The sequence below is a fragment of the Micromonospora sp. PLK6-60 genome (assembly GCF_019890675.1).
GTDB lineage: Bacteria > Actinomycetota > Actinomycetes > Mycobacteriales > Micromonosporaceae > Micromonospora.
Map to the genome: position 1 here is coordinate 235,229 of NZ_JAIOAA010000008.1, position 23,712 is coordinate 258,940.

Here is a 23,712-nt window from a genome sequence, read left to right on the forward strand (position 1 = left end):
GCGCAGGATTCCCGTGCAACCGGAAGGACCCGTCCCGATGACCCTGGAACGACCGATCGCCCCGGACCCGTACGAACTCCTGCCGACCGTCCCGGCGTTCACCCTGACCAGCGACGACGTGGTCAACGGCGAGCCGATGGACGCCCGGCACGCGCACGGCAGCGCCGGCGGTGAGAACGTCTCCCCGCACCTGGCCTGGTCGGACTTCCCGGCCGAGACGCAGGGGTTCGTGGTGACGTGTTTCGACCCGGACGCCCCGACCGGCAGCGGGTTCTGGCACTGGGTGCTGGTGAACCTGCCGGCCTCGGTGACCGAGCTGCCCCGCGCCGTGCGGGAGGGCGACCTGGGGGGCGCGTTCACCGTCCGCAACGACTACGGCGAGCAGGGCTTCGGGGGTGCCGCGCCGCCGCCCGGTGACCGCCCGCACCGGTACGTCTTCGCGGTGCACGCCCTGGACGTGGAGCGGCTGGACGTCGGCCCGCAGGCCAGCCCGGCCTTCGTCGGCTTCAACCTGGCCTTCCACACCCTGGCCCGGGCGGTGATCCGCCCGACGTACCAGGTCAAGGAGTGACCGGACCCCTGCGGTCCCGGGCCACCCGGGGCCGCGGGGCCGGTCGGTCAGCCCGGGACCCGGGCGACCGCGAAGACGGACTGGCCGAACGGCGGGCGGACCTTCTGCTCGGCGGCCTTGGTGACCGGCAGCACCACGGTGTCGTAGACCTTGACCATCGGGCCCTCCTTCGGCATGAGCCGGAAGACCTTGGTCGCCATGAAGTAGCCGATCAGGCCGAGCGCGTTGGCGTAGCGCAGCTCCTCGACCTGGAGGCCCGCCTCGGTGAGCGCGGCGCCCAGCGTCTTCTTGGTGTAGCGGCGCACGTGCCCGGTGGCGACGTCGGCCGGGCTCATCGCGAACTGGAACGCCGGCACGATGAGCACCACCTTGCCGCCGGGCCGGACCAGGTCGCGCATGCTGCGCAGCGCGCCCACGTGGTCCTCGATGTGCTCCAGGACGTTGTACGACACGGCGGCGCTGTAGTCGCCGCCCTCCGGGTGCGGCAGCAGCATCTGCCGGACCTCGATGTTGGGCCGGTCGGCCAGCCGCTCCTTCAGCGCCACCAGCCGGTCGGGGTCGGCCTCGGTGGCGGTGAACCTGGGCAGCAGCTCCGACCACTCCAGGGCGTAGTCGCCGAGGCCGCTGCCGATCTCGATCGGGTCGTCACCGAGGTGGGGCACGGCGAGCTCCACGAACCAGCGGCGGTGGTTGACCGCCATCGCGAGGCCCTCGAGCACCTCGGACTGGACGCGCTGATCCCCAGTGATATCTGCCATGCGTCGATTCCTCACGATATGACTCGACCCGCGCCTGGACCGAATGAGTCAATCAGCTACCGGCACGGCAGCAAAATCGGGGGCGGTGGAGGACCGGATTGCGGTCCGGAGGGTGGCGCGGAATCGGCGGTCGGCGAACCCGGCACATAATACCCAGAACCCTGAAATCTGTCACGACCAGGTATTCGTCAACTACTCTACGAATTGTTGTGACTACTCCGGAAACCGGTCGGTCGGGCGGTGGTTCGCGCTCGATCCCCGCCTGCGCCGCGCGGAGTGCTAAGCAGCGGAGAACTGATCGCGCAGCGTGTCGGGATTATCACGCAAATGGCTTGAGGGCATCGCCGCAGGTCGGGAGCAATGCGCCGGACGGGGCCAATTCGAGGGCGAATAGCCCGGGAGTGTCCATTTCGCGGACAATGACGTCGATCACCCTTTCGTGTGCCCGCGCTTAACGGTGCCCCGAATCGGGGGACGTCACGCCGGGCGGAGGCAGCAGCCCTGGCAGATCTTCGGCTTGGGCAGGGTGAAGGCCAGGCAGCAGGTGCGACGCTGCACGGTCGGCGTGCCGTCCGGCCCCGGCACCAGGTCGACCAGGTCGGCCAGGTCCAGCGCGGTGAGCAGGGTGCCGATGCTCTCGGTGGACGGGCCGGGCAGCGCGTCGGCGGCCCGCAGCACGCCGTGCGCGATGCCGGAGGCCACCGAGCCGAGCAGCGTACGGGCGCCGACCCGGACCTCGGCCTGGATCGCCGTGATCAGCGGGACGAGGTGCGCGTCGAGCAGCGAGGCGCGCAGCGCGGCCAGCAGCTCGGCCTCGTCGGCGACGACCCGCACCTCGGGCGGGCCGGCCAGGGCCAGCGGGTCGGTGGGGAGCACCGCGACGGTGGTCGAGCGGCGCAGGCCCATGGTGAGCAGCGGCCGGTGATCCGCGAAGTGGATCAGCACGTCGGTGGGATCGAGCAGCGGCACCCGGCGCGCGGAGGCCCAGCCGAGCACCGCCGGCAGCGCCGCCCAGTAGCTGTACGCCTTCCAGGCGAGCGCGGCGCAGGCGTGCGGGGTGCCGCCCCAGCGTCGGGTCGCCGCGGACAGGAACTCCGGCAGTCGGGTGCCGTCGACCAGGGTGGTCGCCGGCGACCAGCCGAACTCGTCGTCGACCAGCAGGCCGGGGGCGAGTCCGGGCACGTCGTCGGTGCCGAACATGGCGCGCAGGGTGTCGGTCACCGGGGCGAGCGGAGCGGCGGTCGCGCGTCCAGGCATCACCGCTGTCACCAGAACCGTCCCCTTGTCCGAAGTGCGTCCACCGAGCTAAGGCTAGCCTAACCACACTCGTCGGACCGGGGGAAGCCGTGGTCGGGGTGGAACCGAGAGGTCCCCGTCACTCCGGGGTGGGCTGCGAGCTCGTACTACCCGTCGTCGCGGGGCGAAAACCGACGGTGGCGAGGTGGGCAACCAGGAAGAAGTGAGGGAAGCATCGACAGATCTACCTGAATTGTCAAGACTCCTGTCGACATGCCGCCAGTCCGGTACCCGTCCGGCCACGGAACGTGAAACTAATACTTCCCGGCCACGAGGAAGCTGATGACGACCTCCCCCATCGAGCGAGCGGCCGACTCGTTCGCGGCGGAACTCGCCCGGCACCGCACCGGTCGCGGCCTGACCAAGAAGCAACTGGCCACCCTGATGGGCTTCGACCCGTCCTACGTCAGCCACGTCGAGGGGCGCCGGCACCGCCCCACCGAGGACTTCGCCCGGCGGGCCGAGGCCGTCCTGGAGGCCAGCGGCGCGATCTGGCAGCGCTTCCGGGAGTACGACGAACTCCGGCACGCCCGGTCCGCCCTGCCGCACCGGGAGCCCCCGGCACCCGGGCAGTGGATGCCCCCCGGGACCGGCCTCATCGTCGAGCGGGAACAGGCGTCGCTGCGCTACGCCGACGAGGCATACCACTGCGTCATCCGGCGGGAGCTCTACAACGCCGGCACCGAGCCGGTCACCCGCTACCTGGTCCGGGTCGCCGTCGACCGCTACCCCAACGACCCGGGCCGCTCCAACCGGCACCACCGGGAGCACCCGCTCACCTTCGCCGAGCTGCAATTGCGCGCATACCGGGAGGACGGCGGCGAGCGGGAGCCGATGCACTGGCGGGCCAAGCACGACCGGGACGCGTTCAAGGAGATCTGGCTCCTGTTCGAGAACGCCGACGAGCGCTTCCCGCTCTATCCCGGCGACCGCGCCACCATCGAATACGCGTACCAGGTCGGCCGGGAGAAGTGGGGACCCTGGTTCCAGCGCGCCGTACGGGTGCCGACCCGGCGGCTGGAGGTCTGGCTGGACCTGCCCGTGGAGGCGGACCCGCAGGTGTGGGGGGTGGAGACCTCGCTGTCGGCGGAGGAGGGACCACTGCGTACCCCGCTGGTGCGGCGGGTGGAGGGCGACCGCGCGGTCTTCGAATGGGCCACCGACGACCCGCCGCTGAACGCCCGCTACCGGATGCAGTGGCGGTTCCGGGGCCGGCGGGTCGACGCCGACCCGGCCCGGCGGCCCGCCGTCGCCCGGCCCAGCGACCGGATGCGCGCCCTCGGCGTCGTCCAGCGCGGCGCCGACCTGCTGCGCCAGCCGGCCCGGCAGTTCGACCTGCCCCGCGACGAGCGGACCGCCCGGGAGGTGGTCGATCGGCTGGCCGCCACGCTGGACCGGCTGGACGAACTGCACCCGTTCAGCAAGGGCGTCGGCATCGCCGCGCCACAGCTCGGCCTGGGCTGGTCCGCCGCGGTGGTCCGGCCGCCGGACCGCACGGTCGAGCCGGTGGTGCTGCTCAACCCGCGGGTGGTCGACGCCGCCGGGGACACCGACGAGCAGTACGAGGGCTGCCTCTCCTTCTTCGACCACCGTGGCCTGGTGCCCCGGCCGCTGCGGATCGACGTGGAGCACGCCCAGTGGGACGGCAGCCGGGTGATCACCGCCTTCGAGTACGCGATGGCGCGCCTGGTGGCCCACGAGATCGACCACCTGGAGGGGCGGCTGTACACCGAGCGGATGGCGCCCGGCGTGCCACTGGTCCCCGTCGAGGAATACCGGGAGACCGGCAACCCCTGGCGGTACTGACCGCCGAGGGGACCGGGCCGCGTGCCCCAGGGGGCGGGGGCACGCGGCCCGGCTGGGGGGAGGAAAGTCGTCAGACGACACCGAACGTGTCGTAGCGGATGTGCTGCGGGGGGACCTGGTCCTCGGCGAGCGCCCGCAGGGTGGCCCGGACCATCCGGGTGGAGCCCGACACGTAGCAGTCGTGCGCGGTCCACGGCCCGTACCGGGTGACCACCTCGGAGATGTCCCCCTGCTCACCCTCGAAGTCCGGGTCCTCGCTGCACGCCGGGGTGACCGACAGCCACGGGTGGGTCTCCACCAGCTCCTGGAGGCCGGGGAGCGCGTACAGGTCCGCCGGGCGGCGGGCGCCGTAGAAGATGTGCACCCAGCGGGTGCGGTTGACCTTGGTCAGCTCCTCGACGAGCGCCTTGATCGGGGCGAGCCCGACGCCGCCGGCCACGCAGAGGATGTCCCGGGTGGACGTGGTGTCCAGGGTCATCGACCCCATCGGCGCGGCCAGCCGCAGCAGGTCCCCCGGCCGGGTCCGGCGGACCAGCGCGCCGGACACCCAACCGGCCCCCTCCGGCGTACGGACGTGGAACTCCAGCACGTTGTCGTCGTTCGGGGCGTTCGCCACCGAGTAGGTGCGCCACACCCGGGGGTGGTACCGGGGCACCTCCAGGCTGACGTACTGGCCGGCCCGGAAGGGCAGCGGGTGCTGGAGGGCGCGGACGGTCAGCACGGCGGTGTCCGGGCCGCGCCGCTCGTGGGTGAGCACCTCGGCGTGCCAGAACGGCGGGTTGTCGTCGGCCTCCGCGCCGGCCAGCATCTTCGCCGTGATCGCCTGGTACGCCTCCCGCCACGCCTGGTCGTACTCCAGGTTCCAGCCGTCGCGGGCGGTGTCGCGCAGCGCGTCCAGCAGGGCCAGGCCCATGGTCTCGTAGTGCGCCGCGTCGACGTGGTACTTCCGGTGGTCGCGGCCGAGCGCGCGCAGGTACTCGTCGAAGCTCTCCGGGTCGTCCACCGTCTGGGTGGCGGTGACGATCGCCTCCAGGATGCGATCCCCCTGGCCGGCCATCTGCACCGGGAAGAGCTGCCGCAGGCTCGGGTCGAGGAGGAACATCCGGGCGTAGAAGTGCTCGCTCAGCCGGTCCCGGTGCTCCTCCACCAGGGCCCAGCTCTCCTTCAGCAGCCGTGCGAAGTTCTCCACCGGGGTTCGCTCCTTCGGGGACTGCGGATCGGACGCCCATAGAATGTCCACGGAGCGTGCGCACCGGTCGCACAGAGTGTGCGACCGCCTCACATCGCCGCTCCGGTCGTGCCGGCGGGCCGTCCGGTCGGGCAGAGTGGTGCCGTGACCGTTGAGCTCACCCGCCCGGTGTCCCGCCGGACCCTGGGCACCGAGACGCTGCTGGTGCTCGGGTTGTCGCTCGGGCAGTCCGCGGTCTACGCGACCGTGTCGATCATCGCCAAGCTGACCGCCGAGGGGCCGCTGTCCAAGCAGACCGCCTCGCTGAACACCTCCCAGTCGGCCCGGCCGTACCTGGACCTGACGTACCAGCTGCTCGGCATCTGCTTCGCGCTGCTGCCGGTGCTGCTCGCCGTACACCTGCTGGCCCGGGATCCCGGCGACCCGGCGCGGACGCTCGGCGTCGACAGGCGGCGGCCCGGGTCCGACCTGGCCCGCGGCGCCGGGCTGGCCGCGCTGATCGGCCTGCCCGGCCTGGCGCTGTTCTGGGCGGCGGCGCAGCTCGGCGTCAACGCCACCCTGGTCCCGGCCGCCCTGCCGGACCTCTGGTGGGCGGTGCCGGTGCTCCTGCTGGCCGCCGTGCAGAACGCCGTCCTGGAGGAGGTGATCGTGGTCGGCTACCTGGTCACCCGGCTGCGCCAGCTCCAGTGGCGGCTCGCCGCGGTCATCGCGGCCAGCGCCCTGCTACGCGGCTCCTACCACCTCTACCAGGGCTTCGGCGCGTTCGTCGGCAACGCCGTGATGGGCGTGATCTTCAGCCTCTTCTATCTGCGGACCCGCCGGGTGGCCCCGCTGATCGTCGCGCACACCCTGCTCGACGTGGTCGCCTTCGTCGGCTACTCGCTGCTGCCCAAGGAATGGTTCAGCTGGCTCTGACCGGACCCCGCGCCCGGTGCTGAGCAGCCCGGCGCCGGCCGGTAGGCCCAGATCGCCCGCGCCGCCAGCCGTTCGGCGGCCGCCGCGTCCCCGGCCGCCGCGGCGAGCACCGCGGCCCCCGGCAGCAGCCGGGACGCCAGCCGCAACGCCAGCCAACCGGCCGCCTGCGCGCTCAGCGGCAGGGCCAGCCGCCACGCCGCCTCCGTCGGCGTCCGCGGCCCGTCGGCGGCCCGGGCCGCCGCCAACGCCGCCCGGGCGCTCGGCGCGTCCGGATGCACCCGGGTCAGCACCAGCAACTCCACCGCCCGCTCCGGATCGGCCGGGTCCCGGCCGTACGCCGCCGCCAGCCGCAGCACCAAATTCGCCTGGGTCCAGAGCACCGTCGCCAGCTCGGCCACCGGCGCGAACAGCCCGGCCACCGCCGCGCCCGCCCCACCCATCCCGGCCAGCCGCACGTACCGCCGGCTGGCCAGCCGGGCCAGCGCGTCCGGGGCCGCCGCCGGGTACGCCGCCCGCCGCCGCTCGGCCCAGTCGCGGGCGCGCGGCCCGAGCGCCTCGACCGCCGCCAGCGCGAGCAGCTCCGGCGCGAGGCCGGGCTGCTCGCGCAGCCGCGCGGTCAGCGCCGCCAGATCCAGTTCCCGGGTACGCCCCGACGCGGGCTCCGGTTGGCGCGTCCCGGTTGCTGCTTCCGAACCGGCGAGGGCCGGCTCACCCGCCGGGCTGGCTGCCTTTCCCGGGGTGCTCGGTTCGGTCGGGGTGGCTGCTTCCGCCCGAGTGGCCGTCTGCGCCGGGGTGGTCAGTTCCTCCGGGGTGCCGGGCCCGGCCGGTGCGGTCCTCGTCGCGGAGGTGGCCTTCCGGACCGGTGCGGCCTTCTTCGGCGCGACCGCCTTGCGGGCCCGGGGCACCCGCTTGGCGGGGGTGGGCCGCTCCGTGGCTTGCGGGTCGGGGACGGCAGCGGCGTCAGCGGGAAGGGTGGCTGGTTCGGTGTCCGGCCGGGCCGGGACGACAGCGGCCGGCGGGACATCGGATCCGGGTCGGTCCGTCGCCGGCGGCGCTTCTTCCGTCGAACCGTGTCCAGGGTCACCGGCTCCGGTGCTCGACTCGCTCGCCGGTGCGGTAAGCCGTTCGGCGGCCGACTTCCGGGGCCGGGTAGCCCGCTCTGCCGGTGCCCGCCGGGTCGCCGCCTTCGGCGCCTGCTCCGTCGCGTCCGGCCGCGTCTGCTCCGCTGCCTGCGCTCGCGTCTGGGTGCTGTTATCGGCGGACTGCTCCGGCCGCTGGGCGTCCGGGGCCGGTGCCGGCTGCTGCCGCACGGCCTGGGGACCGGGGACGCCTGCGGCGGCCGGATCCGGCGGCTGGAAGAGGACGTTCGGCGCCGCATTGGCCCGTGGTGTCCGCTTCGTCGGGCTCGCCCCCTGGGCGGTCGACGCCCCGTCGACCGTCTCCGGTCCGGCGGGCGTCGGCGGGGTGAAGGTCGCCTTCGGCAGCCGGCCGCGCCGGGAACGCGGGGCGGGCTCGGGGCGCGGCGGGTTGCTGGGCGGCTGCTCCTGCATATCGACGAAGCCTAGTCTTGAACCCGCCGCGGCACAGCGTGGGAAACGCGGGGTCCCGACCTCGGCGGGGCATCCTCCGTGCCGGGTCGATAGTCGTTTTGCTCCCGACCGGGCCGTACCTGTATCCTCGGGCGCGGTGGCCTCACGGGTCGCCAGGGAGACTTCGCCTAGTCTGGTCTATGGCGCCGCACTGCTAATGCGGTTGGGGTTTTAAAGCCCCTCCCGGGTTCGAATCCCGGAGTCTCCGCGCGAAAGCCGGGTGTGTAGACTGGCCGAGCACGAGCGCCCGTAGCTCAATGGATAGAGCATCTGACTACGGATCAGAAGGTTAGGGGTTCGAGTCCCTTCGGGCGCACAGAGCACGAGAGAGCCCCCGACCAGCCGGAACGGCAGGGTCGGGGGTTCTTTCGTATTCGCTGTGATGTGTGCGTGGACGTCCGTGGGAGCCACGCTGGGAGCCACGTGCCCTCACTGCCCGAACAGCGCACGGGACATGGCCTCCGCAGCCGAACGCCGGTCGCCTTCCATCAGGTGCCCGTACACATCCTTGGTGATCGCAATTGAGGTGTGCCCCAGCACTTCCGAAACGACGTGCAGCGGGGTGCCCTGAGCCAGCATCAGCGAGGCCCCGGAATGACGGAGCTCCAGCCGGCGTACCTGGAGCCCAGCGAGCACGACACGGTGGCGAAGTTCTTGGCCGGCGAGCCGGAGCCCCCGACGGAGGTTCCCGGTCTTGCCGCCTGGTTCGAGCAGATCACGGCGTTGAAGCAGCAGGGCAAGCGGATCGAACGCGTGCGGGTACACGACGACCCGCCGACCGATTACCAGCGGTGGGAGCGCTGGATCGGCCGGTGGAACGTGGAAGCCGGCGAGGAGATCCACTACCTGACGCGGGCGAGAGCGCATGAGATCGGCTTGCTGCCCGCAGCCGGCGACGTCGACTGGTGGTTGCTGGATTCCAGCCGACTGATCATGATGCGGTTCGACCAGGTCGGCCACCGGATCAGCAACGAACTGGTGACGGACCCGGCGACCGTGGTGCAGGCGTGTGCGTGGCGGGACCTGGCAGTCCACTACGCCGCTCCGACCAACGCGCGGAGCGCAGCCGCCTAGCACGAGGAAGTCAAGCGATGAACCCGATCGAAGAGTGGCTGACCCAGCCCGAAGGACTGGCCGATCGCCTGCGTGCCCTGCGCACGCAGACCGGCCTGTCCGGCAAGCAGCTCGCCGACGCGAACGGCTGGGCACCGTCGAAGGTCTCCCGACTGGAGAACGGCCGGCAGATGCCGGCGCCCGCCGACCTGTACGCGTGGGCACGCGCCTGCGGTGCCGACGACACCGCCGCTCAAGACCTGTTGCGGATGCTCGGCGAGGTCCAGGCCGCGCACCGCAGCTTCCGCCGCCGGATGCGTCAAGGCCAAGCCGCCGTTCAGGACAGCTACAACCAGCTTGTCGCCGAATCGCGCCTGATCCGGCACTTCGAAACCGTGTACGTACCCGGGCTACTTCAGACCGCCGACTACGCCCGCCGCGTCCTCACCGAGATGGTCGAGCTACACAACCTCGACATCGTCGACGTGGACGCCGCGGTAGCCACCCGGATGCAGCGCCAGCACCTGCTGTACGACACCAGCAAGCGTTTCGAGTTCCTACTAGCCGAGCCCGTACTGCGGTGGCTGCTGTGCTCGCCCGAGGTCATGCGCGGCCAACTCGACCGGCTGCAAACTGTGGTTGGCGTACCGAACATCCGCTTCGGCATCCTGCCGCTCGGCGTCCCGCTCGCCACCACCCCGCAAAACTCCTTCTAGATGTACGACGACGTCGCCATCGTGGAGACCTTCGTCGGCGAGACCACCCACCGCGACGACGAAGCTGCCGCGTACGCCAAGGCCATCGAACGACTCTGGAACGAAGCCATCACCGGAGAAGACGCCCGCAGACTCATCGTCCGCGCGGCCCATGACCTCCAGGACTAGGAGGACATCGTGAATTCTGCCGTCACTTCCGGACCTTCCCACGTGACGTCAGTTCTCGCCAGGGTAGTTCTCGCTGAGGCTTTTTTACCGTGCCCGACCACAGCGAATTCGATGTTCAAGGCCAGTTCATCGAACTGCTCAAACTCAGGCGGACAATTCAGTTCTCTGCTGTCGAAGTCGAGATGCAGTCGACCAGGGCCGGTGCAATAGATGCCATCATGGCGGAACTCGATTCCACGCGATCCTTTTAGCTCGCGCGATTTGTAGGGAAGGTTCACTTCCGTGATTGCGTGAACTTGGCGGTTCTCGCCGAGCACCGCAATTGACGCCTGATGTATAGGCAGAAATGCCAAGTCAGGACCAAGGTGCTCAAAGAACAGGTCTACGTTCCCTGTCAGACTTGCTCGTCCCGAGCGGAAGTAAGAAAGGTTGGCGTCGAGAATCGTGATCGTCGGGAGGCCAACTGTGGGCAGGAGAAGGCGCAACAGTTCGTGGCGTTTCGCACTCCTAGTCCTAGTGCCTTCCCGCCATGGAACTTCCAACTCTGAATTACCACCGGTTGTCTTGACCAAATACGGTGACCGGTCGGTCTCGAAATGCAACCCGAGCACTCTGCCGTAACCCGTCTCGACGTAGGTGCTCGTCATTTCCGGGACAACTGCGTCATTGAATCGGCTAACCATCTGCGCCCACCAATCGGCGAGGTCCAGAGAAGTGTCGAGAGGCTGAATCGCTCTAGAGTCCTCGTTCAGGCCAATAATCCAGATTATCTCCTCTCCCATGGCGCTATTCGCTGCCCCGGCTAGTTGGCGCGCCTTGTCAGGACCGGGCAGCTTGCCTTTGCACTCAATCCGCTCGTCCTCGACCGAACGCCCACTCATAACGTCAGCAACGGCACTGACCACGATTGCCTCAATTAGTGCGCGCTTCGCCACCTCTACCCCCCCGCCGTCCAGAAGGTCCCCGTCTAGCTCTGCTCAGCTTAGGTTGCCGAATTCTTCTCTACTAGATCAAGGCGGCCCGCAAGCGGGCCGCGCCGGCCGCGCTCGGCCTGCTGGCGGCGCAAGCGCCGGCATCGGCCGGCGCGCCGGCCAGTTAGGGGCATGCCTCCGGCGGGGGCCAGACGACTCCGAGATGGAGTTGCCGAACGGTTCCGGGTTCGTGGGTGGTGGGATGCATCCCGCCAGCCACCGACCCAGGCAGAGCCGAGCAGGCCATGGCCAGGGCGACAAGGTCGTTCGTCCGGTAGGGCGCTCCACCTTGTCGCTTTGGCCCTGGCCCGCTCCACGGTGTGTGGGTCGGCGGCAGACGGGATGGCGGCAGAGGCAGTTAGCGCGTCTAACGGCGTCGGAGGATCTACAGCCAGCGAGGCTTAGCCGCTTCAGCAATCATGGGCGTCGAAGGGCGCGCAGTTACTGGCACGGGTTCCTCATGCTCTAGCCGCGACCAGCGGAGGCCGACAGAGTCTGTGTACTGGATCTCAAGCAACGTGTTCACTGCAAGCGGATCATGGGCTTCGGTGTGCACGAACGCCTCCCGCGACTCAGCGGCCGGGATGTACCGGAGATCGGTGTGCCTTGTCCTGAAGCCTTGCTGTCCGTCATCCACGATCCGCGATGCTGGCCGAAGTTCTAGCCGGCGAGGAGCCTTACCGTCATTGGCGTGAGCAACGAAGTTGACGTCGCGAATCGGACCAGGGCTGTCGTTACGAACCGTGAGCGTCACCGTCTCACCTCGGACGCGTTCGACATCGAAGCTCACAAGCCTTGCTTGCGCCGCTTCACGGTTCCGTTGATCCGCCGCTGATTGCTTATCGTCTAGACGCCTTCGGTGCACCTCCCACCACAGCCCTGCTCCAACGGCTACGACGCTGAGGAACGCGCAGCAACTGGCAAGTAGTGACCCCACCGCGCCCAGGATCGACCCGACTGCGGCGACCCAGTCAGCGACCGACCCAGGATCCACCCCAGGTTTATCCACGTCCACTATTGTCTGACTCGACGCAAGTGAGGGCCTAACGAGTGCCGGGCAAGGTCCACTGCCAGCCAGTACCGACCCTTGGACGCAGTCGTAGAGGCTGTGGCTGTACAGCCAGCCATACAGCCAAGAGCACCCGCTGAGGCCGACGCCACCCGACAACGGAAGACGCGCTGACCAAGGCGCGGCTACCTGACCAGCCGCCCGTGATCTTCTTCTAGTCCCAGGCCGCTACGGGCCACCGGCGCCAAGCTTGACAGCCGCCATTGAGACTTGTCCGGTAGGGCATTATTTCCGTCTGGGGGATCTTGGACGGTTGGAGACTGCCCGAGGAGGAGACCTGCGCGCGACGTCTAATGCAGGAACGTCTCGTCTACCGGGTGGCAGCGTTTCGGTGCCCTCACGATAAGTGGGCGGCCTACACCGCTTTGAATCTGGCCTTCAACCAGAACGGGCCGAGCGTCTCTGTGCCAGGAGACGGCCTCAGCGTAGTGTTCGGAAGGCAAGCGGACAGCAATCTCGCTGTACCTGTTGTTTCGGATGGTCGAAACTTTAATCCAACCCCACGCGTCGCCGGTGCTATGCCTAAGCTCGACGATCTTTCCCGAGAATATTTGTTGTGGTTCCACCTTGTTTACGCGAAGCTTTTCTGCAGTCTTTTCAACCAGATCGTGTGCGTCGGAATCGATCGAGACGGACTGCGGCAGGGCCTGCGAATGCTTCACGGCTTCCGCCCAGCTAAATTGCGTCTCAAACTCGCCTACTGCATCCTCAGAAAGAACGCGGCTTAAGGCAGAACAGAATTCACGACTCACTCCCCGCTCTACGATGGCTATGAGTGTGTCGATGTCTGGTTCACGTGCAGGTTCAACAATCAGCCTTTGTATGGCCTCGATCGACTGGGCGAACGTGCGCATCACTCGACGTTCGAAGGGCTCTGGGGCGCTGCGTTCGATGGTGACCATCGGCTCTTGCTGGCCCTCAGGTTCCTCTACCTCGGGTAGCTCAACCAGTACGGGGATGATGAAGGAGCCGTTTTCGGTGTGCCCCATCCGCGCATTCTCAACTACCTTGTCGCCTCGACGAGAGTAGTTATTTCCAATCTCTCCACGTTCCCGAAGTGAAGTGGTGCCAGATGAGCGGAGCATTACCCTAGCCGAGGAGGTGATGGTTGCCGCGGCCTCTAGGGGAATAGAGTCCGTGATCTTAAAATCGTTGGCGGCGCGCAGCCTAGTAATGTCGAAGCGAAAGTAGCGGATACGATCCAGCATCTTTCGTGTGGCCAACTCTTCTGACATTGCCAGCCGCTCGACCACGCCCAGCACGATTTCTGGCTGATCACTTCGGTTTGGCACACCGATTTGGAAGTCGTCTTTAGCCCACAGGCTTCCCGCTACGCCAGGCGGGTACTCGTGCCACCCCTTGTGCCGCATGTATAGCTGCACGTCCCGAAGGTCGGGAACGGGTGCCTTGATAGCCATGTCACCGCACCCCCTCGACTGGCGCGAAACACCCGAAGACATCCTTGGCCCACAAATCCAAAGTCTCGGACGTAAGCCGCTGAGTCTTCGGGACATTGATGTTCCCCGGCCCTGCTTGCTGATCAACTCTAGTCCAGAAGCCGGCCGCGCGGTGCATCGTTCCAGTCTCGTCGTGATATAGCCAATCGGCACGATCGTCCACATCAAGGACAACTAGGACGAAGTAGACGGGCAGCAACGACTCCTGCCACTTCTCGCGCCACTCGACCTCGGCCGGCCAGGTCGCAGAGCGGCCAGCGATCTTGAACTGTGAGGAGCACTTGATCTGGACTGATACCGGCGCGACCGGCAGCGACACGAGCCCGTCAACGGCGAGGTAGTCCTCGTCCGGCGATGTCTCCGAGAAGCCGACCCCGGCCTGGCTGCAGACGGTCCGGACGTATGCCACGCCATATCGTGCCTTACAGGCGTTTAGTGGAAGGCGCCCGACACTCCGGGCGGGGACGACCGCTTCACCTGGGGCGCCTTCGGCGACGGACATCGATCCATCATGCGATACATCGATCGCTGACGGTAGACCCTTGGCTACTGTGCGGATGCCCCGGTCGTGCATGCGCTCGATCCTAGTTGGAGTGTGCCAACCGTGCCGCCCGTAAAGTCGCAGCTCAGACATGGCAGACGGCGAGAGCGTACGGGCCGCCCACGGGCCACAAGCCGGTGTAACTCCAGGCCGGGTGTGGCAAACCGAGACTGGCTTGGCCTGGTGATGCCAGCCCGATGAACTGATCTTGTGAGATTCCCAAGCTGACAGTCTGGGAGCCACGCGTGGGAGCCACCGGGGCGGACTGGACCGGACGGGACGGGACCTATCAAGTTGCCGAGCACTTAAGGACCAGGACCAGGCGGACAGCACCGCACGGCCTGGACATGGTCTTGGGAATCTACGGATCAGAAGGTTAGGGGTTCGAGTCCCTTCGGGCGCACAGGACGATCAAGGCCGCGACCGGCGTTTTCGCTGGTCGCGGCCTTGGTTTTTCCCAGAATGTACCGCGATCTTCCACCATGAGGTTGGTGCTCCGTTGCCACAGTGCTGTCCGGATGGATTCGTGTCGGCCGGTGCCGGCCAGTGCCGTTCCGAGCCGCCCGGTCTGGATCATGGCCGGCTGCCGGTCGGTGGCCGCTCACAACAGCGGCCGGCCCGACCGGGGTGATGCTTCCGACCGGGCCGGCATGAGTTCCGTGCTCAGGCGATGAGGAACTGCATGTTCGTCTGGTGGCGGTACTTGCAGTCATAGAGCCTTACCGTCACGCCTGACTTCTTGCTCTGCCCCGGGATGTTGAGACACTTGCCGTTCAGGGCGGACCGGGTCTGGATCCAGCACCGGTCTGCCGGCGCGCCGCACTGGATGATGAAAATCTGGTCGTAGTCGTAGTCGCACTTTCGCTGGACGATCTTGACGTTGTTCTTCTCGCCGCCGTTGGTCTGCCAGCACCAGCCGGCCTGCCACTTCGGCCGGATCGCGTACGTCAGTGGGTGGCCCTCGTCCTGCAGCGGCACGATCTCGAACTTCTGGGTCTTCTTGGCCGGGTCGCAGGCCCGTTGCTGAATGCCGGCCCCGTTGGCGCCCTTCTTGCTGGTGTTCGCCACCGTGAGGCAGAGCCCGCTGTTGCCCGCGCGGATCTGACGGGTGCCGGTCTTCGGGCCGGCCGCAGCGGTGGCGGCCGAGCGCTTCGCCGCGTCGGCGCGCGAGTCCGGGCCGATGCTGGCGACCGTGAGATAGCCGACCAGCAGCAGGGCCGCCAGGCCCAGGAGTTGAACCGATCGGCGTACCCGCGAAGTTCCGCGGGGCATTGCGAATGGCCGGTTCATGCTGCCACCTCCGTATTGCAGAATCGGGTTTCGTCCTTGCCCTGATAGAGGCAGAGCAGGACGCGGATGTCTCGGGCGTTCTTGTAGAACTGGGTCAGGGCCACGTTGCGCATCTCCGAGGTAGTCTTGATCTTGGTTTTCTTGACCTTTTTGGTCTTGCAGTCCACGTAGCTCACCACGAGAACGGCGCCGTGCCGATCACTGTCGTTGCGGTCGCTGAGGCCCGCGTGAACCTTGCCCCTGTAGCACTTGCCGCTCTTCTTGTAGGTCACGGTGCCAGCGGCCCAGCCGCCCTTGCCGGAGTCGGTCGTGACCAAGTCAAATTTCCACTTCTTGGTCGGCGCGGCGGCGCTCGCCACGACCGCGGTGCCCAGCAGGCCCGCGATGATGAGTACGACCGCACCCATCAGCGCCATCAGGCCTCTGGTGCGTGGAGGATTTTCCATCGTTCTCCCGTTCGTTATCCCGTGATTTGGAATCGCGCCGGCGGATTATCGAGATCCGGGCGTCAGGAATAGGCAAGCAGGAGTGACTTGGCATTTTCAACATGACAGATGTATGGGACAGTCCCAGACCGTTCCAATTCGGATATCCGCCCGCTCGGAACACCCATCGCCGATGGTCGGCCCGATCGTGGCGCCGTTGCCGAGCAGTGGGTCGTTGTATGCCGAACGTCTGTCGAAGAGGTGCGCCAGGCTGGTCCGGACAAGGACGCGGGAACGTGACCGTCCGCCTTGGTCCGGACAGCTGGCGGGACGCCTGTCCCAAACAGTCCCGGGCCGCGTTGACCGCTTCTGTCCGTCGCTGAGGATCCACAGCGTGGCGGGGACACAGGCCTGCGGCCCGAACAGGTGCGGTTAGCCCACCACTCACCTTCGCCTTGGGCGCTTCCTTCCGGATGGCGCTACACGCCGCGCTTCACCACCTTGTGACCATGCGCCCTGCCGAGTTCCCGGACGCACACTTAGTGCGGTGCTCGCGGTAGGTCAGGCAGCACGGCTGGGCGACGTTACGTACATCGCTACCGTGACAGTTGCGCCGGTGATGCTCGGCGACGGTAGACGGGTCAGGAAGCGTCGACCGCCAGCATCACGGACCATGAACACCCAACGGTCGTCGCTCGTTTGCTGGGCCTCGTATCGGACCAGTTCAAAATTTGGCACTTCGGCGCCGCTGGCAATGCAATGATCATGGATGGCGATGCAGGCCAGGGTGAATGCCTCTTGTTCATTGCGCAGCGTCCGTTGTTCCTCGCGTACAGCTCGGACGCTATCGTCGACGCCCGCGACTGAATCCACCGGAGGGCGGTGTTCAAGCCGGCGACGCTCCCAGACCCTTTTTAGCGCTGCGGAAAGGCCGGCATGGGCAACGTTACCTAGCACACCACTACTGACTGCCAGCACAACCCATTCGACAGCGTCGATGTAGCTGCCAATGGCATGCCCCTGAATTCCTCTGGGCCGCCTTACGAGGGCGTGTAGGTCGTTGACGCGACGTTGTTTGAACAGCCTGTTTATCCTACGTCGGCCAGCCCGATCGGCATGCCGGTCTCCGAGCGTCTTAAGCACTACGAGCGGTTGCCGCCCATGCCTCGTTGATCTCTGGACGGATTGAGCGACCCCGGCTGGCCCCGAGCCCACGGTCGCCTGCCGTAATGGTGCGTGCGCCGGCGGGCACTGGTCAGAGCGCTCGGCCAGTTCGATGAACGCGGCGGCCACAGCGGCGCGGGCGGGACGTCGGCGTCTCCGTGGCCGGCTCGCTGGTCGCCGCGGGTGTCAACTGCCCACACCCGACGCGCTGCAGGGCCGCGTCAACACCGCCGAACGCGTGCCGGCCTGGGGTGGTCGCGGCCGACCAGCCGGTCTTTTCCGGAAAGTTTCCGGAAAATCATTGACGTGTTCGAAATGCCGCTGCAATACTCCGAACACCTCTGACATCCACCTCTGTCGATTGAAGTCATGCGTCGTCAGGTGTCAACCGTCCCAAGGAGGACCTGCGCATGTACGCCAGCATCGGCGGCTCCCGCCGCCCGTCCGCCCCCCGAACATCGCGTCTCACCGTCCGGTTGGCCGTGCTCGCCTCCACCATGGCGCTGAGTGCAGCCGGCCTCGCGGTCGCCGCCACTCCGTCCAGCGCCGCCGCCTGCAACGGGTACGTCGGCCTCACCTTCGATGACGGGCCGACCGGCAGCACCAGCGCGCTGCTGTCCGTGCTGCGCGCGAACAGCGCACGGGCGACCATGTTCAACGTCGGGCAGAACGTGCAGAGCAACCAGTCCGCCGCGCGGGCCCAGGTCGACGCCGGCATGTGGGTGGCCAACCACAGTTGGAACCACGCGCACATGACCTCGATGAGCCAGAGCCAGATGCAGTCGGACCTCTCCCAGACCAACTCAACGATCCAGTCGGTGACCGGCGTCCGGCCGCAGTTGTTCCGCCCGCCCTACGGGGAGACCAACTCGACCCTCCAGTCGGTCGCCACGTCGCTTGGCCTGCGCCAGGTGATCTGGGACGTCGACTCCCAGGACTGGAACGGCGCCAGCGTCAGCCAGATCGTCGCCAACGCCAGCCGCCTCCAGGCCGGCCAGGTGATCCTGATGCACGACGGCATTCAGAACACCCGCGACGCGATTCCGCAGATCATGGCCAACCTGAGCAGCCGCAACCTCTGTCCGGGCATGATTTCACCGAGCACCGGCCGAGCGGTGGCCCCGGACGGCACTCAGCCGCCGACCACTCCGCCGCCGACCGGCACGCCGACCACTCCACCGCCCACCGGCGGGTGCACAGCGACGGCGACGACCCCCAACGTCTGGAGTGACCGGTACAACACCTCGGTGACGGTTCAGGGGGCCAACAACTGGACCGTGGTCGTGGCGGTGACCGCGCCGCAGCGGATCGTCACTACCTGGAACGGCTCCCCCAGTTGGGATAGCACCGGTTACGTGATGACGATGCGGTCCAACGGCAGCGGCAACACCTTCGGCTTCACCACGATGATGAACGGCAACAGCAGCGCCAGAGCCCAGATCCGTTCCTGCACCGCGGGCTGATCCCGGTGACCCGCCCAGGCCACCGAAAAAGATCAGAAGGTTAGGGGTTCGAGTCCCTTCGGGCGCACCACGCAATCAAGGCCGTGACCAGCGAGAACGCCGGTCACGGCCTTGATTCGTTCCCGGCATGCGCCGTGGTCTTCCGCCATGCGGGGTTACCGGTCGGTGAGCTGGCTGAGCGGGTCGGCGTGGCTGGACTGGCTGATGAGCCGGCAGACGACCGCAGGATCCAGCCAAACCGGATGGGAAAACACATGGTGGGTTCGAATGCCACGCCCTCCGTCTTCGGCGGGAAGCGAAACCGCCGCTGACCTCAATGGACGAAGGTCAGCGGCGGTCACCGCAGCGGCCGATCCCGCCGGCCGCGACCGGTTCACGACCGGTTCACGACCGCGGATGGTCAGCGTTCGCGCTGATCACCGGCCATGTTCAACGGGCTGGCTTACGGGTTGCTACGAGCCGGAGCCGCCGAGCCCAACCCTGACGTACTGGCGCGCATGAGCGATCGAGGCAATAACAATCACCCAGCCTTGAACCACGGTCAGGTTGTAAGTAGAGCTTCCCCCGAGGCTTCTTCCGAGCATCCACGAGGAGAGTGCGGACCATGCATTGGTCAGTGCGACGTTCTGCAGGCCCAGTCTCGGAAAGTTGCTGCCACTTCGCATCCCGGATCGATACAGGCCCTCGATGTCGTTGAACCGGGCGGCTTCCGGGACGGCCGTGATCAGCTGATGCAGCGAGTTGGCGACCGTCTGCTGATTGCCGCCGTTCCAGGTAGTCGGATTGGTGTTTCGGGAGAGGCTCAGAGTGGCGCCCCGGAAATCGGCCCATTGGGTCGTGGTGCCCTCCGGCGCGCTCACCCCGGCCGCCGGCCTGAGGCTGGTGTAGTTCCCCGAGAAGTAGAGCTGGTTCACGTGCGTGTTGATGCCGTCGAGATCACGGCGGTTGATCGTGCGGTTGAGCTGATTCTGCAGGTCAGTCACGTGATTGCTGAAGGCCCACGTCGTTCCGGCTCCGTTGGAGAATCCCCAGACGTACAGGTCTCGGGCGTTGATCCAAAGGTCGGCCCGCTCTCCCCAGTCGATCTGCAGCGTGACCCGGATCAGCGCCGCCTCTCGCTGCGTCCGCAACCCCCCGGTGCCGTCATGCCAGTTCGACGTGGCGTACCGTAGGTTGTTGATGAAGCTCGAATACTCATTCATTGTCTGGTCGCTCGGCTGGCCGCGCAGATTGAAGTGAATGTGCGCGACCCAGTCCGTCGGCATGGATGCTGCGGCTGGCTGAGCGCCTGCGTTTACGCCGGCGACAAGCGCAAGCAATGACAAGGCGGATGCCAGTGCCGCGCGTACGGCGCTTCGTACTCTCTTCATTCTTCCTGCTCCGTCTCGGCGGGTCCCGGCCTTTGTGATTCCGGGGGTGCGAATCCGCACCCGCTGAGCGTAGGCGCAGTCCACTTTCTTTCTTGTTGAAGTCTTGTGGAACAGGTTCGCGAGGATGACACCGCCGCCCGCCCGGTCGTGAGAGTCATCACCCCCGGACGAGCGGGTGACGCGCGCGGCTGACAAGGGTCGGACCAGAATCAGGGCCGACGGTTCGCGTCCGGTCGGCTGCATCACGAGGGAAGGCCCCCAGGTCCGGGGCTCTTTCCCCCGAGATCGGCACCCCTTCGGGGCTCATTTTCCCGGTCGCGTACAACCGTTTCCGGCGCGCTGCCGTCTGGAACGGTGAACCCAGGGAGGTGGCCGGATGCCGGACGCATCGGACCAGGAATACATCGAGTACGTGACGGCGCGCCTGCCGGCGCTGCGGCGGCTCGCGTACGGGCTCTGCGGTGACCGCCACCTGGCCGACGACCTGGTGCAGGAGACCGTCACCCGGCTCTATCTGCGCTGGGCGCGGATCGCCGAGGTCGAGCAGCTCGACGCGTACGTCCGTACGGTGCTGGTCCGGCATTTCGTGGACACCCGGCGGCGCGGCTGGTGGCGGGTGCACCTGTTCGGCGGGCCACCCGACGTGCGATCCACCGAGGACCGGGGCGTCGAGGAGCAGGCTGTGCTGCGCGACGCCCTGGCCAAGGTGCCGCCCCGCCAGCGGGCGGTGCTGGTGCTGCGTTTCCTGCACGACCTGCCGGTGGAGGAGGTGGCCCGGACGCTGGGCTGCTCGCCCGGCACGGTGAAGAGCCAGACCTCGCACGGCCTGGCGGCGATGCGACGGCTGCTCGGGGACCGCGAGCTGGCCGGCTGGACGGGAGGGGAGCGGTGAGCATGAGGACCGATGACGAACACGTCGCCGACCGGCTGCGGTGGCTGGACGACGAGCCGGCCGGCCCGTCCCGGGTCGACCTGTCGGGGGCGATCCGGGAGGCCCGCCGGCGGCGGCGCAACCGGCGGGTGGCGGCGGCCGGGGCGGCGGCGCTGGGGGTGCTGGCGATGGCGGCGCTGCCGGCGGTGCTGGGCGGCGACGGCCGGGCGGCGCCCGCGCCGGCCGCGAACCCCAGCCCGTCGAGGCCGGTGCCGACCGGTCCGTGGCAGGGGGTGTGCACGGTCACCCTGCTGCCCTTGCCGGACGACCCGCGGGGCGCGGTCACCGGCGGCGACCCGGACGGCCGGTGGCTGGTCGGCCGCCGGGCCCCGCAGGAGCCGAACCGGACGGAGTACGGCCTGCTGATCTGGGCAGGGGACCAGGTCCGGGAGGTCGAGCTGCCGGGCTCGATGCAGAAGTTGGCCGACGTGAACCGGGCGGGCCTGGCGGTGGGCTCGTCGGTGGCGGGCGGCGGAAAGGTGCGGGCGTGGGCGGTGCGTGACGGTGAGGTCATCGGCCTGCCCGGGGAGACGTCCGTGGCGGCGTTGGGCGTCAACGACGCCGGCCGGATCGTCGGCTATCGCGCGCTGGGGGCCGTCTGGGAGCCGGGGGCCCGGCAACTGCCGGTGGTCTGGGACTCGTACCGGAGCCAGCCGGTCGACCTGCCACTGCCCGGCCCGCGGTGGGAGGGCACGGCCGTCGGCATCGACGAGGACGGCACCATCCTGGGCGCGATGTCCGAGGGGCCGGGGGATCAGCCCCTCCGGGCGGTGGTGTGGCGTCCCGGCGCCACCCGACCCGAGGTGCTGCCGTTGCCGCAGGTGCCCGGCGGGACGGCGTCCCGGTTCCTGTCCCTGTCGTTGGCCGGTGGCTGGGTGACCGGCATCGCCGAACGCGACACCGAGGTGGTCCCCCGCGACGGCCTGCACCGGTATCCGGTGCGGATCGACCTGCGGACCGGGCGGGCGGACGTACTGAAGGGTGACTTCTGGTCCGGGACCGGCAACGGTTGGGGCTGGCTGGCCGGTTGGATCGCCGAGGACGTCCCCGGCGTGATCACCGACACGGGGTCGGTGAAGCTGCCCGTGCCGGACGGCTGGCGCGGCGAGCGGCAGGGCGGGGTGACCAGTTTCAGCGACGACGGCCGGGTGATCGGCGGGTATCTCGAATCCGACGACCAGGTCCGGCCGGTGCGCTGGACCTGCCGGTGACCGGTGCGGGGGCGGTCCAGGACCGCCCCCGCACCGGAGGCCGTTCGGCGTGACCGGCGGAGGTCACCTCCGGCCCCGGACCGCCGCCGGTCACGGCTGACCGGGGATCAGCTGGCGGGCTTGCCGAACCAGCGGGCGAGCTGGCCGTCCAGGTCCTGCTGATCGTCGCCGATCCAGGCGACGTGGCCGTCGGGGCGGAGCAGGACGCCCGGAACATCCAGTACCGCGGTGGGATCCGCGAGGTGGTCGACCCGGTCCGACCAGCCGCCCACCGTCAGCCGTTCGGTGCGGTCCAGCAGCAGGCCACGGCCGCGATGCAGCAGACCGTAGAGGCGGCCCTGGTGCACGTCGAGGTCGGGCAGGCGGCGGCCGAGCAGGTCGGGGCCCGCGCCGAAGTCGTAGCGGACGCCGATCGCGGTGATCTTCTCGAACAGGTGGCGGTTCACCTCGTCGAAGTCCATCAGCTCGGTGAGCAGCCTGCGCACGGCCTGCGGGCCCGCGCCGGTGGAGAGCAGTTCCGTCTGGGCGCGGGTGTTCTCCAGCACGTCCTGGGCCACCGGGTGACGTTCGGCCTGGTAGGTGTCCAGCAGCGGGTCCGGTGCCCAGCCACGGATCTGGGCGGCCAGCTTCCAGCCGAGGTTGACCGCGTCCTGAACGCCGAGGTTGAGGCCCTGCCCGCCGATGGGTGGATGGATGTGCGCGGCGTCGCCGGCCAGCAGCACCCGCCCGACCCGGTACCGTTCGGCCAGCCGGGTGGCATCGCCGAAGCGGGACAGCCAGCGCGGGGAGTGCACGCCGAAATCGGTGCCGGCGATGGCCCGTAACTGCTGCCGGAAATCCTCCAGCGTGGGCGGCTCCGCGCGGTCACTCACTCCGGCGGCGGGGACCACCACGCTGTAGGCCCCGTCCGCGAAGGGCCGGAGCCAGAATCGCTGCTGGGTCTGCCGGATCTCGGCCACCCTGGCGGCGAGTTCCTCCGGTGGCACCCCCACTTTCATCTCGCCCATCAGCGTCTCGGTCCGCGCCGGCTCGCCGGGGAAGCCGACGCCGAGCAGCTTGCGCACCGTACTGCGCGCGCCGTCGCAGCCGACGAGATAGCGCGCCCGCAGCCGTTCCCCGTCGGCCAGCTCGACGGTCACCCCGTCGTCGTCCTGCGCGAGACCGGCCACCGAACTACCGCGCCGGACCCGCGCACCCAACGCGATCGCATGCTCTTCGAGCAGCCGGACGACGACCGGCTGCGGGATGCCGAGCAGATAGCCGTACGCGGGATCCAGGCCCTCGGGCGCGGGTTTGGCGATGGCGGCGAAGAGGCCGGCGGCCGGACGCCGCCGTCCGCGTTCGAGCAGGCGGTCCAGCAGCCCGCGCATGGCCATCAGCTCGATGCTGCGCACGTGCAGACTGACAATGCGAATGTACGACTCGGGCTCGGTCTCCTTCTCCAGGACGAGTACCCGTACATCGTGCAGCCGCAACTCGGCGGCGAGCATCGCGCCGGTCGGCCCGCACCCGGCAATGATCACATCAAACGAAGAGTCCATCGGTGTTGCCCTTCGGGAGTGCCTTGATGGCGAGACGCTCCCGGCGACACCTACGTCGATCGCCCTACCGTGACGGGAAGGGGGAGCACCCACATCGATATCAGTTTCATGGGTCTCACCTCCTCGGGCCGGGTCACGGGCAGCAGCCGGAAGCTACTGGTCCGCGCCTCATCGCGTCCAGCGATTTATCCGCCACCTGCGCCCAGCGCCGCGACGGG

23 protein-coding genes and 2 tRNA genes are annotated in these 23,712 nt (G+C 68.4%); 12 read left to right on the forward strand and 13 right to left on the reverse strand.

The window, feature by feature from the left end:
• Positions 1 to 37 precede the first annotated feature (37 nt).
• Entirely contained in the window at positions 38 to 571 is a 534-nt protein-coding gene (locus tag K7640_RS17955; protein WP_222955996.1) for a YbhB/YbcL family Raf kinase inhibitor-like protein, read from the forward strand.
• Positions 572 to 618: 47 nt separating this feature from the next.
• Here K7640_RS17955 and K7640_RS17960 read toward each other — a convergent pair whose 3' ends face one another.
• Positions 619 to 1,329, reverse strand: coding sequence for a class I SAM-dependent methyltransferase (locus K7640_RS17960; protein ID WP_222955997.1), 711 nt, complete (start codon positions 1,327 to 1,329; stop codon positions 619 to 621).
• A gap of 477 nt (positions 1,330 to 1,806) precedes the next feature.
• Positions 1,807 to 2,586, reverse strand: coding sequence for an IucA/IucC family C-terminal-domain containing protein (locus K7640_RS17965; protein ID WP_222956055.1), 780 nt, complete (start codon positions 2,584 to 2,586; stop codon positions 1,807 to 1,809).
• 321 nt (positions 2,587 to 2,907) lie between these two features.
• Between K7640_RS17965 and K7640_RS17970 the strand changes: the two genes are divergently transcribed.
• On the forward strand, positions 2,908 to 4,431 hold the full coding sequence (locus K7640_RS17970) for a peptide deformylase (protein WP_222955998.1): 1,524 nt from the start codon (positions 2,908 to 2,910) through the stop codon (positions 4,429 to 4,431).
• A gap of 70 nt (positions 4,432 to 4,501) precedes the next feature.
• Here K7640_RS17970 and K7640_RS17975 read toward each other — a convergent pair whose 3' ends face one another.
• Positions 4,502 to 5,620, reverse strand: a complete 1,119-nt coding sequence (locus K7640_RS17975; RefSeq protein WP_222955999.1) for a globin domain-containing protein — start codon at positions 5,618 to 5,620, stop codon at positions 4,502 to 4,504.
• A gap of 144 nt (positions 5,621 to 5,764) precedes the next feature.
• Between K7640_RS17975 and K7640_RS17980 the strand changes: the two genes are divergently transcribed.
• Positions 5,765 to 6,535: a CPBP family intramembrane glutamic endopeptidase gene (locus tag K7640_RS17980; protein ID WP_222956000.1), complete on the forward strand. Its 771-nt coding sequence runs from the start codon at positions 5,765 to 5,767 to the stop codon at positions 6,533 to 6,535.
• Here the strand turns inward: K7640_RS17980 and K7640_RS17985 are convergent.
• The gene (locus K7640_RS17985; RefSeq protein ID WP_255609309.1) at positions 6,496 to 7,440 is read right to left on the reverse strand and encodes a hypothetical protein; all 945 of its coding nucleotides are present in this window, start codon (positions 7,438 to 7,440) and stop codon (positions 6,496 to 6,498) included. The genes K7640_RS17980 and K7640_RS17985 overlap by 40 nt on opposite strands.
• A gap of 801 nt (positions 7,441 to 8,241) precedes the next feature.
• On the opposite strand from K7640_RS17985, the gene K7640_RS17990 reads away from it, so the two are divergent.
• Positions 8,242 to 8,332, forward strand: a tRNA-Ser gene (locus K7640_RS17990).
• 35 nt (positions 8,333 to 8,367) lie between these two features.
• Positions 8,368 to 8,440 (forward strand) — tRNA-Arg (locus K7640_RS17995).
• Positions 8,441 to 8,553: 113 nt separating this feature from the next.
• Here K7640_RS17995 and K7640_RS30845 read toward each other — a convergent pair.
• Entirely contained in the window at positions 8,554 to 8,760 is a 207-nt protein-coding gene (locus K7640_RS30845; RefSeq protein ID WP_222956001.1) for a tyrosine-type recombinase/integrase, read from the reverse strand.
• 6 nt (positions 8,761 to 8,766) lie between these two features.
• Between K7640_RS30845 and K7640_RS30850 the strand changes: the two genes are divergently transcribed.
• The 3 genes from K7640_RS30850 to K7640_RS18015 are packed head-to-tail and all read left to right on the forward strand — an operon-like array spanning position 8,767 to position 10,061.
• Positions 8,767 to 9,198: a DUF6879 family protein gene (locus tag K7640_RS30850; protein WP_222956002.1), complete on the forward strand. Its 432-nt coding sequence runs from the start codon at positions 8,767 to 8,769 to the stop codon at positions 9,196 to 9,198.
• Positions 9,199 to 9,215: 17 nt separating this feature from the next.
• Positions 9,216 to 9,893 carry a helix-turn-helix transcriptional regulator gene (locus K7640_RS18010; RefSeq protein WP_222956003.1) on the forward strand — a complete coding sequence of 226 codons (678 nt, stop codon included), beginning with the start codon at positions 9,216 to 9,218 and terminating at the stop codon, positions 9,891 to 9,893.
• Positions 9,894 to 10,061, forward strand: a complete 168-nt coding sequence (locus tag K7640_RS18015) for a hypothetical protein (RefSeq protein ID WP_222956004.1) — start codon at positions 9,894 to 9,896, stop codon at positions 10,059 to 10,061.
• Here the strand turns inward: K7640_RS18015 and K7640_RS18020 are convergent.
• From K7640_RS18020 to K7640_RS18045, 6 genes are all read right to left on the reverse strand, one after another.
• Positions 10,058 to 10,996 (reverse strand): hypothetical protein, encoded by a 939-nt coding sequence (locus K7640_RS18020; protein ID WP_222956005.1) that lies wholly within the window; start codon positions 10,994 to 10,996, stop codon positions 10,058 to 10,060. The two genes, K7640_RS18015 and K7640_RS18020, sit on opposite strands and share 4 nt — an antisense overlap.
• A gap of 1,395 nt (positions 10,997 to 12,391) precedes the next feature.
• Positions 12,392 to 13,519, reverse strand: a complete 1,128-nt coding sequence (locus tag K7640_RS18025) for a hypothetical protein (RefSeq protein ID WP_222956006.1) — start codon at positions 13,517 to 13,519, stop codon at positions 12,392 to 12,394.
• A gap of 1 nt (position 13,520) precedes the next feature.
• A complete protein-coding gene (locus tag K7640_RS18030) occupies positions 13,521 to 14,060 on the reverse strand; it encodes a DUF4365 domain-containing protein (protein ID WP_222956007.1) in 540 nt (179 codons plus the stop codon).
• A 702-nt stretch (positions 14,061 to 14,762) separates the two neighbouring features.
• Entirely contained in the window at positions 14,763 to 15,389 is a 627-nt protein-coding gene (locus tag K7640_RS18035) for an RICIN domain-containing protein (protein WP_222956008.1), read from the reverse strand.
• Entirely contained in the window at positions 15,386 to 15,805 is a 420-nt protein-coding gene (locus K7640_RS18040) for a hypothetical protein (RefSeq protein ID WP_222956009.1), read from the reverse strand. Before K7640_RS18040 ends, K7640_RS18035 begins: the two co-directional genes overlap by 4 nt.
• Before the next feature lie 570 nt (positions 15,806 to 16,375).
• The gene (locus tag K7640_RS18045) at positions 16,376 to 16,687 is read right to left on the reverse strand and encodes a hypothetical protein (RefSeq protein ID WP_222956010.1); all 312 of its coding nucleotides are present in this window, start codon (positions 16,685 to 16,687) and stop codon (positions 16,376 to 16,378) included.
• A 701-nt stretch (positions 16,688 to 17,388) separates the two neighbouring features.
• Here K7640_RS18045 and K7640_RS18050 point away from each other — a divergent pair.
• Positions 17,389 to 18,441: a polysaccharide deacetylase family protein gene (locus K7640_RS18050; protein ID WP_222956011.1), complete on the forward strand. Its 1,053-nt coding sequence runs from the start codon at positions 17,389 to 17,391 to the stop codon at positions 18,439 to 18,441.
• An 83-nt stretch (positions 18,442 to 18,524) separates the two neighbouring features.
• Positions 18,525 to 18,752, forward strand: coding sequence for a hypothetical protein (locus tag K7640_RS18055; protein WP_222956012.1), 228 nt, complete (start codon positions 18,525 to 18,527; stop codon positions 18,750 to 18,752).
• Between the two features lie 141 nt (positions 18,753 to 18,893).
• Here K7640_RS18055 and K7640_RS18060 read toward each other — a convergent pair whose 3' ends face one another.
• A complete protein-coding gene (locus K7640_RS18060) occupies positions 18,894 to 20,054 on the reverse strand; it encodes a ribosome-inactivating family protein (RefSeq protein WP_255609385.1) in 1,161 nt (386 codons plus the stop codon).
• A gap of 133 nt (positions 20,055 to 20,187) precedes the next feature.
• Here K7640_RS18060 and K7640_RS18065 point away from each other — a divergent pair, with 133 nt between their 5' ends.
• Positions 20,188 to 20,703, forward strand: coding sequence for a SigE family RNA polymerase sigma factor (locus K7640_RS18065; RefSeq protein ID WP_222956014.1), 516 nt, complete (start codon positions 20,188 to 20,190; stop codon positions 20,701 to 20,703).
• 2 nt (positions 20,704 to 20,705) lie between these two features.
• Complete coding sequence (locus K7640_RS18070) at positions 20,706 to 21,953, forward strand: hypothetical protein (protein ID WP_222956015.1); 1,248 nt, start codon at positions 20,706 to 20,708, stop codon at positions 21,951 to 21,953.
• Positions 21,954 to 22,060: 107 nt separating this feature from the next.
• On the opposite strand, the gene rox is transcribed toward K7640_RS18070, so the two are convergent.
• Positions 22,061 to 23,494: a rifampin monooxygenase gene (rox, locus tag K7640_RS18075; protein WP_222956016.1), complete on the reverse strand. Its 1,434-nt coding sequence runs from the start codon at positions 23,492 to 23,494 to the stop codon at positions 22,061 to 22,063.
• Between the last annotated feature and the right edge of the window lie 218 nt (positions 23,495 to 23,712).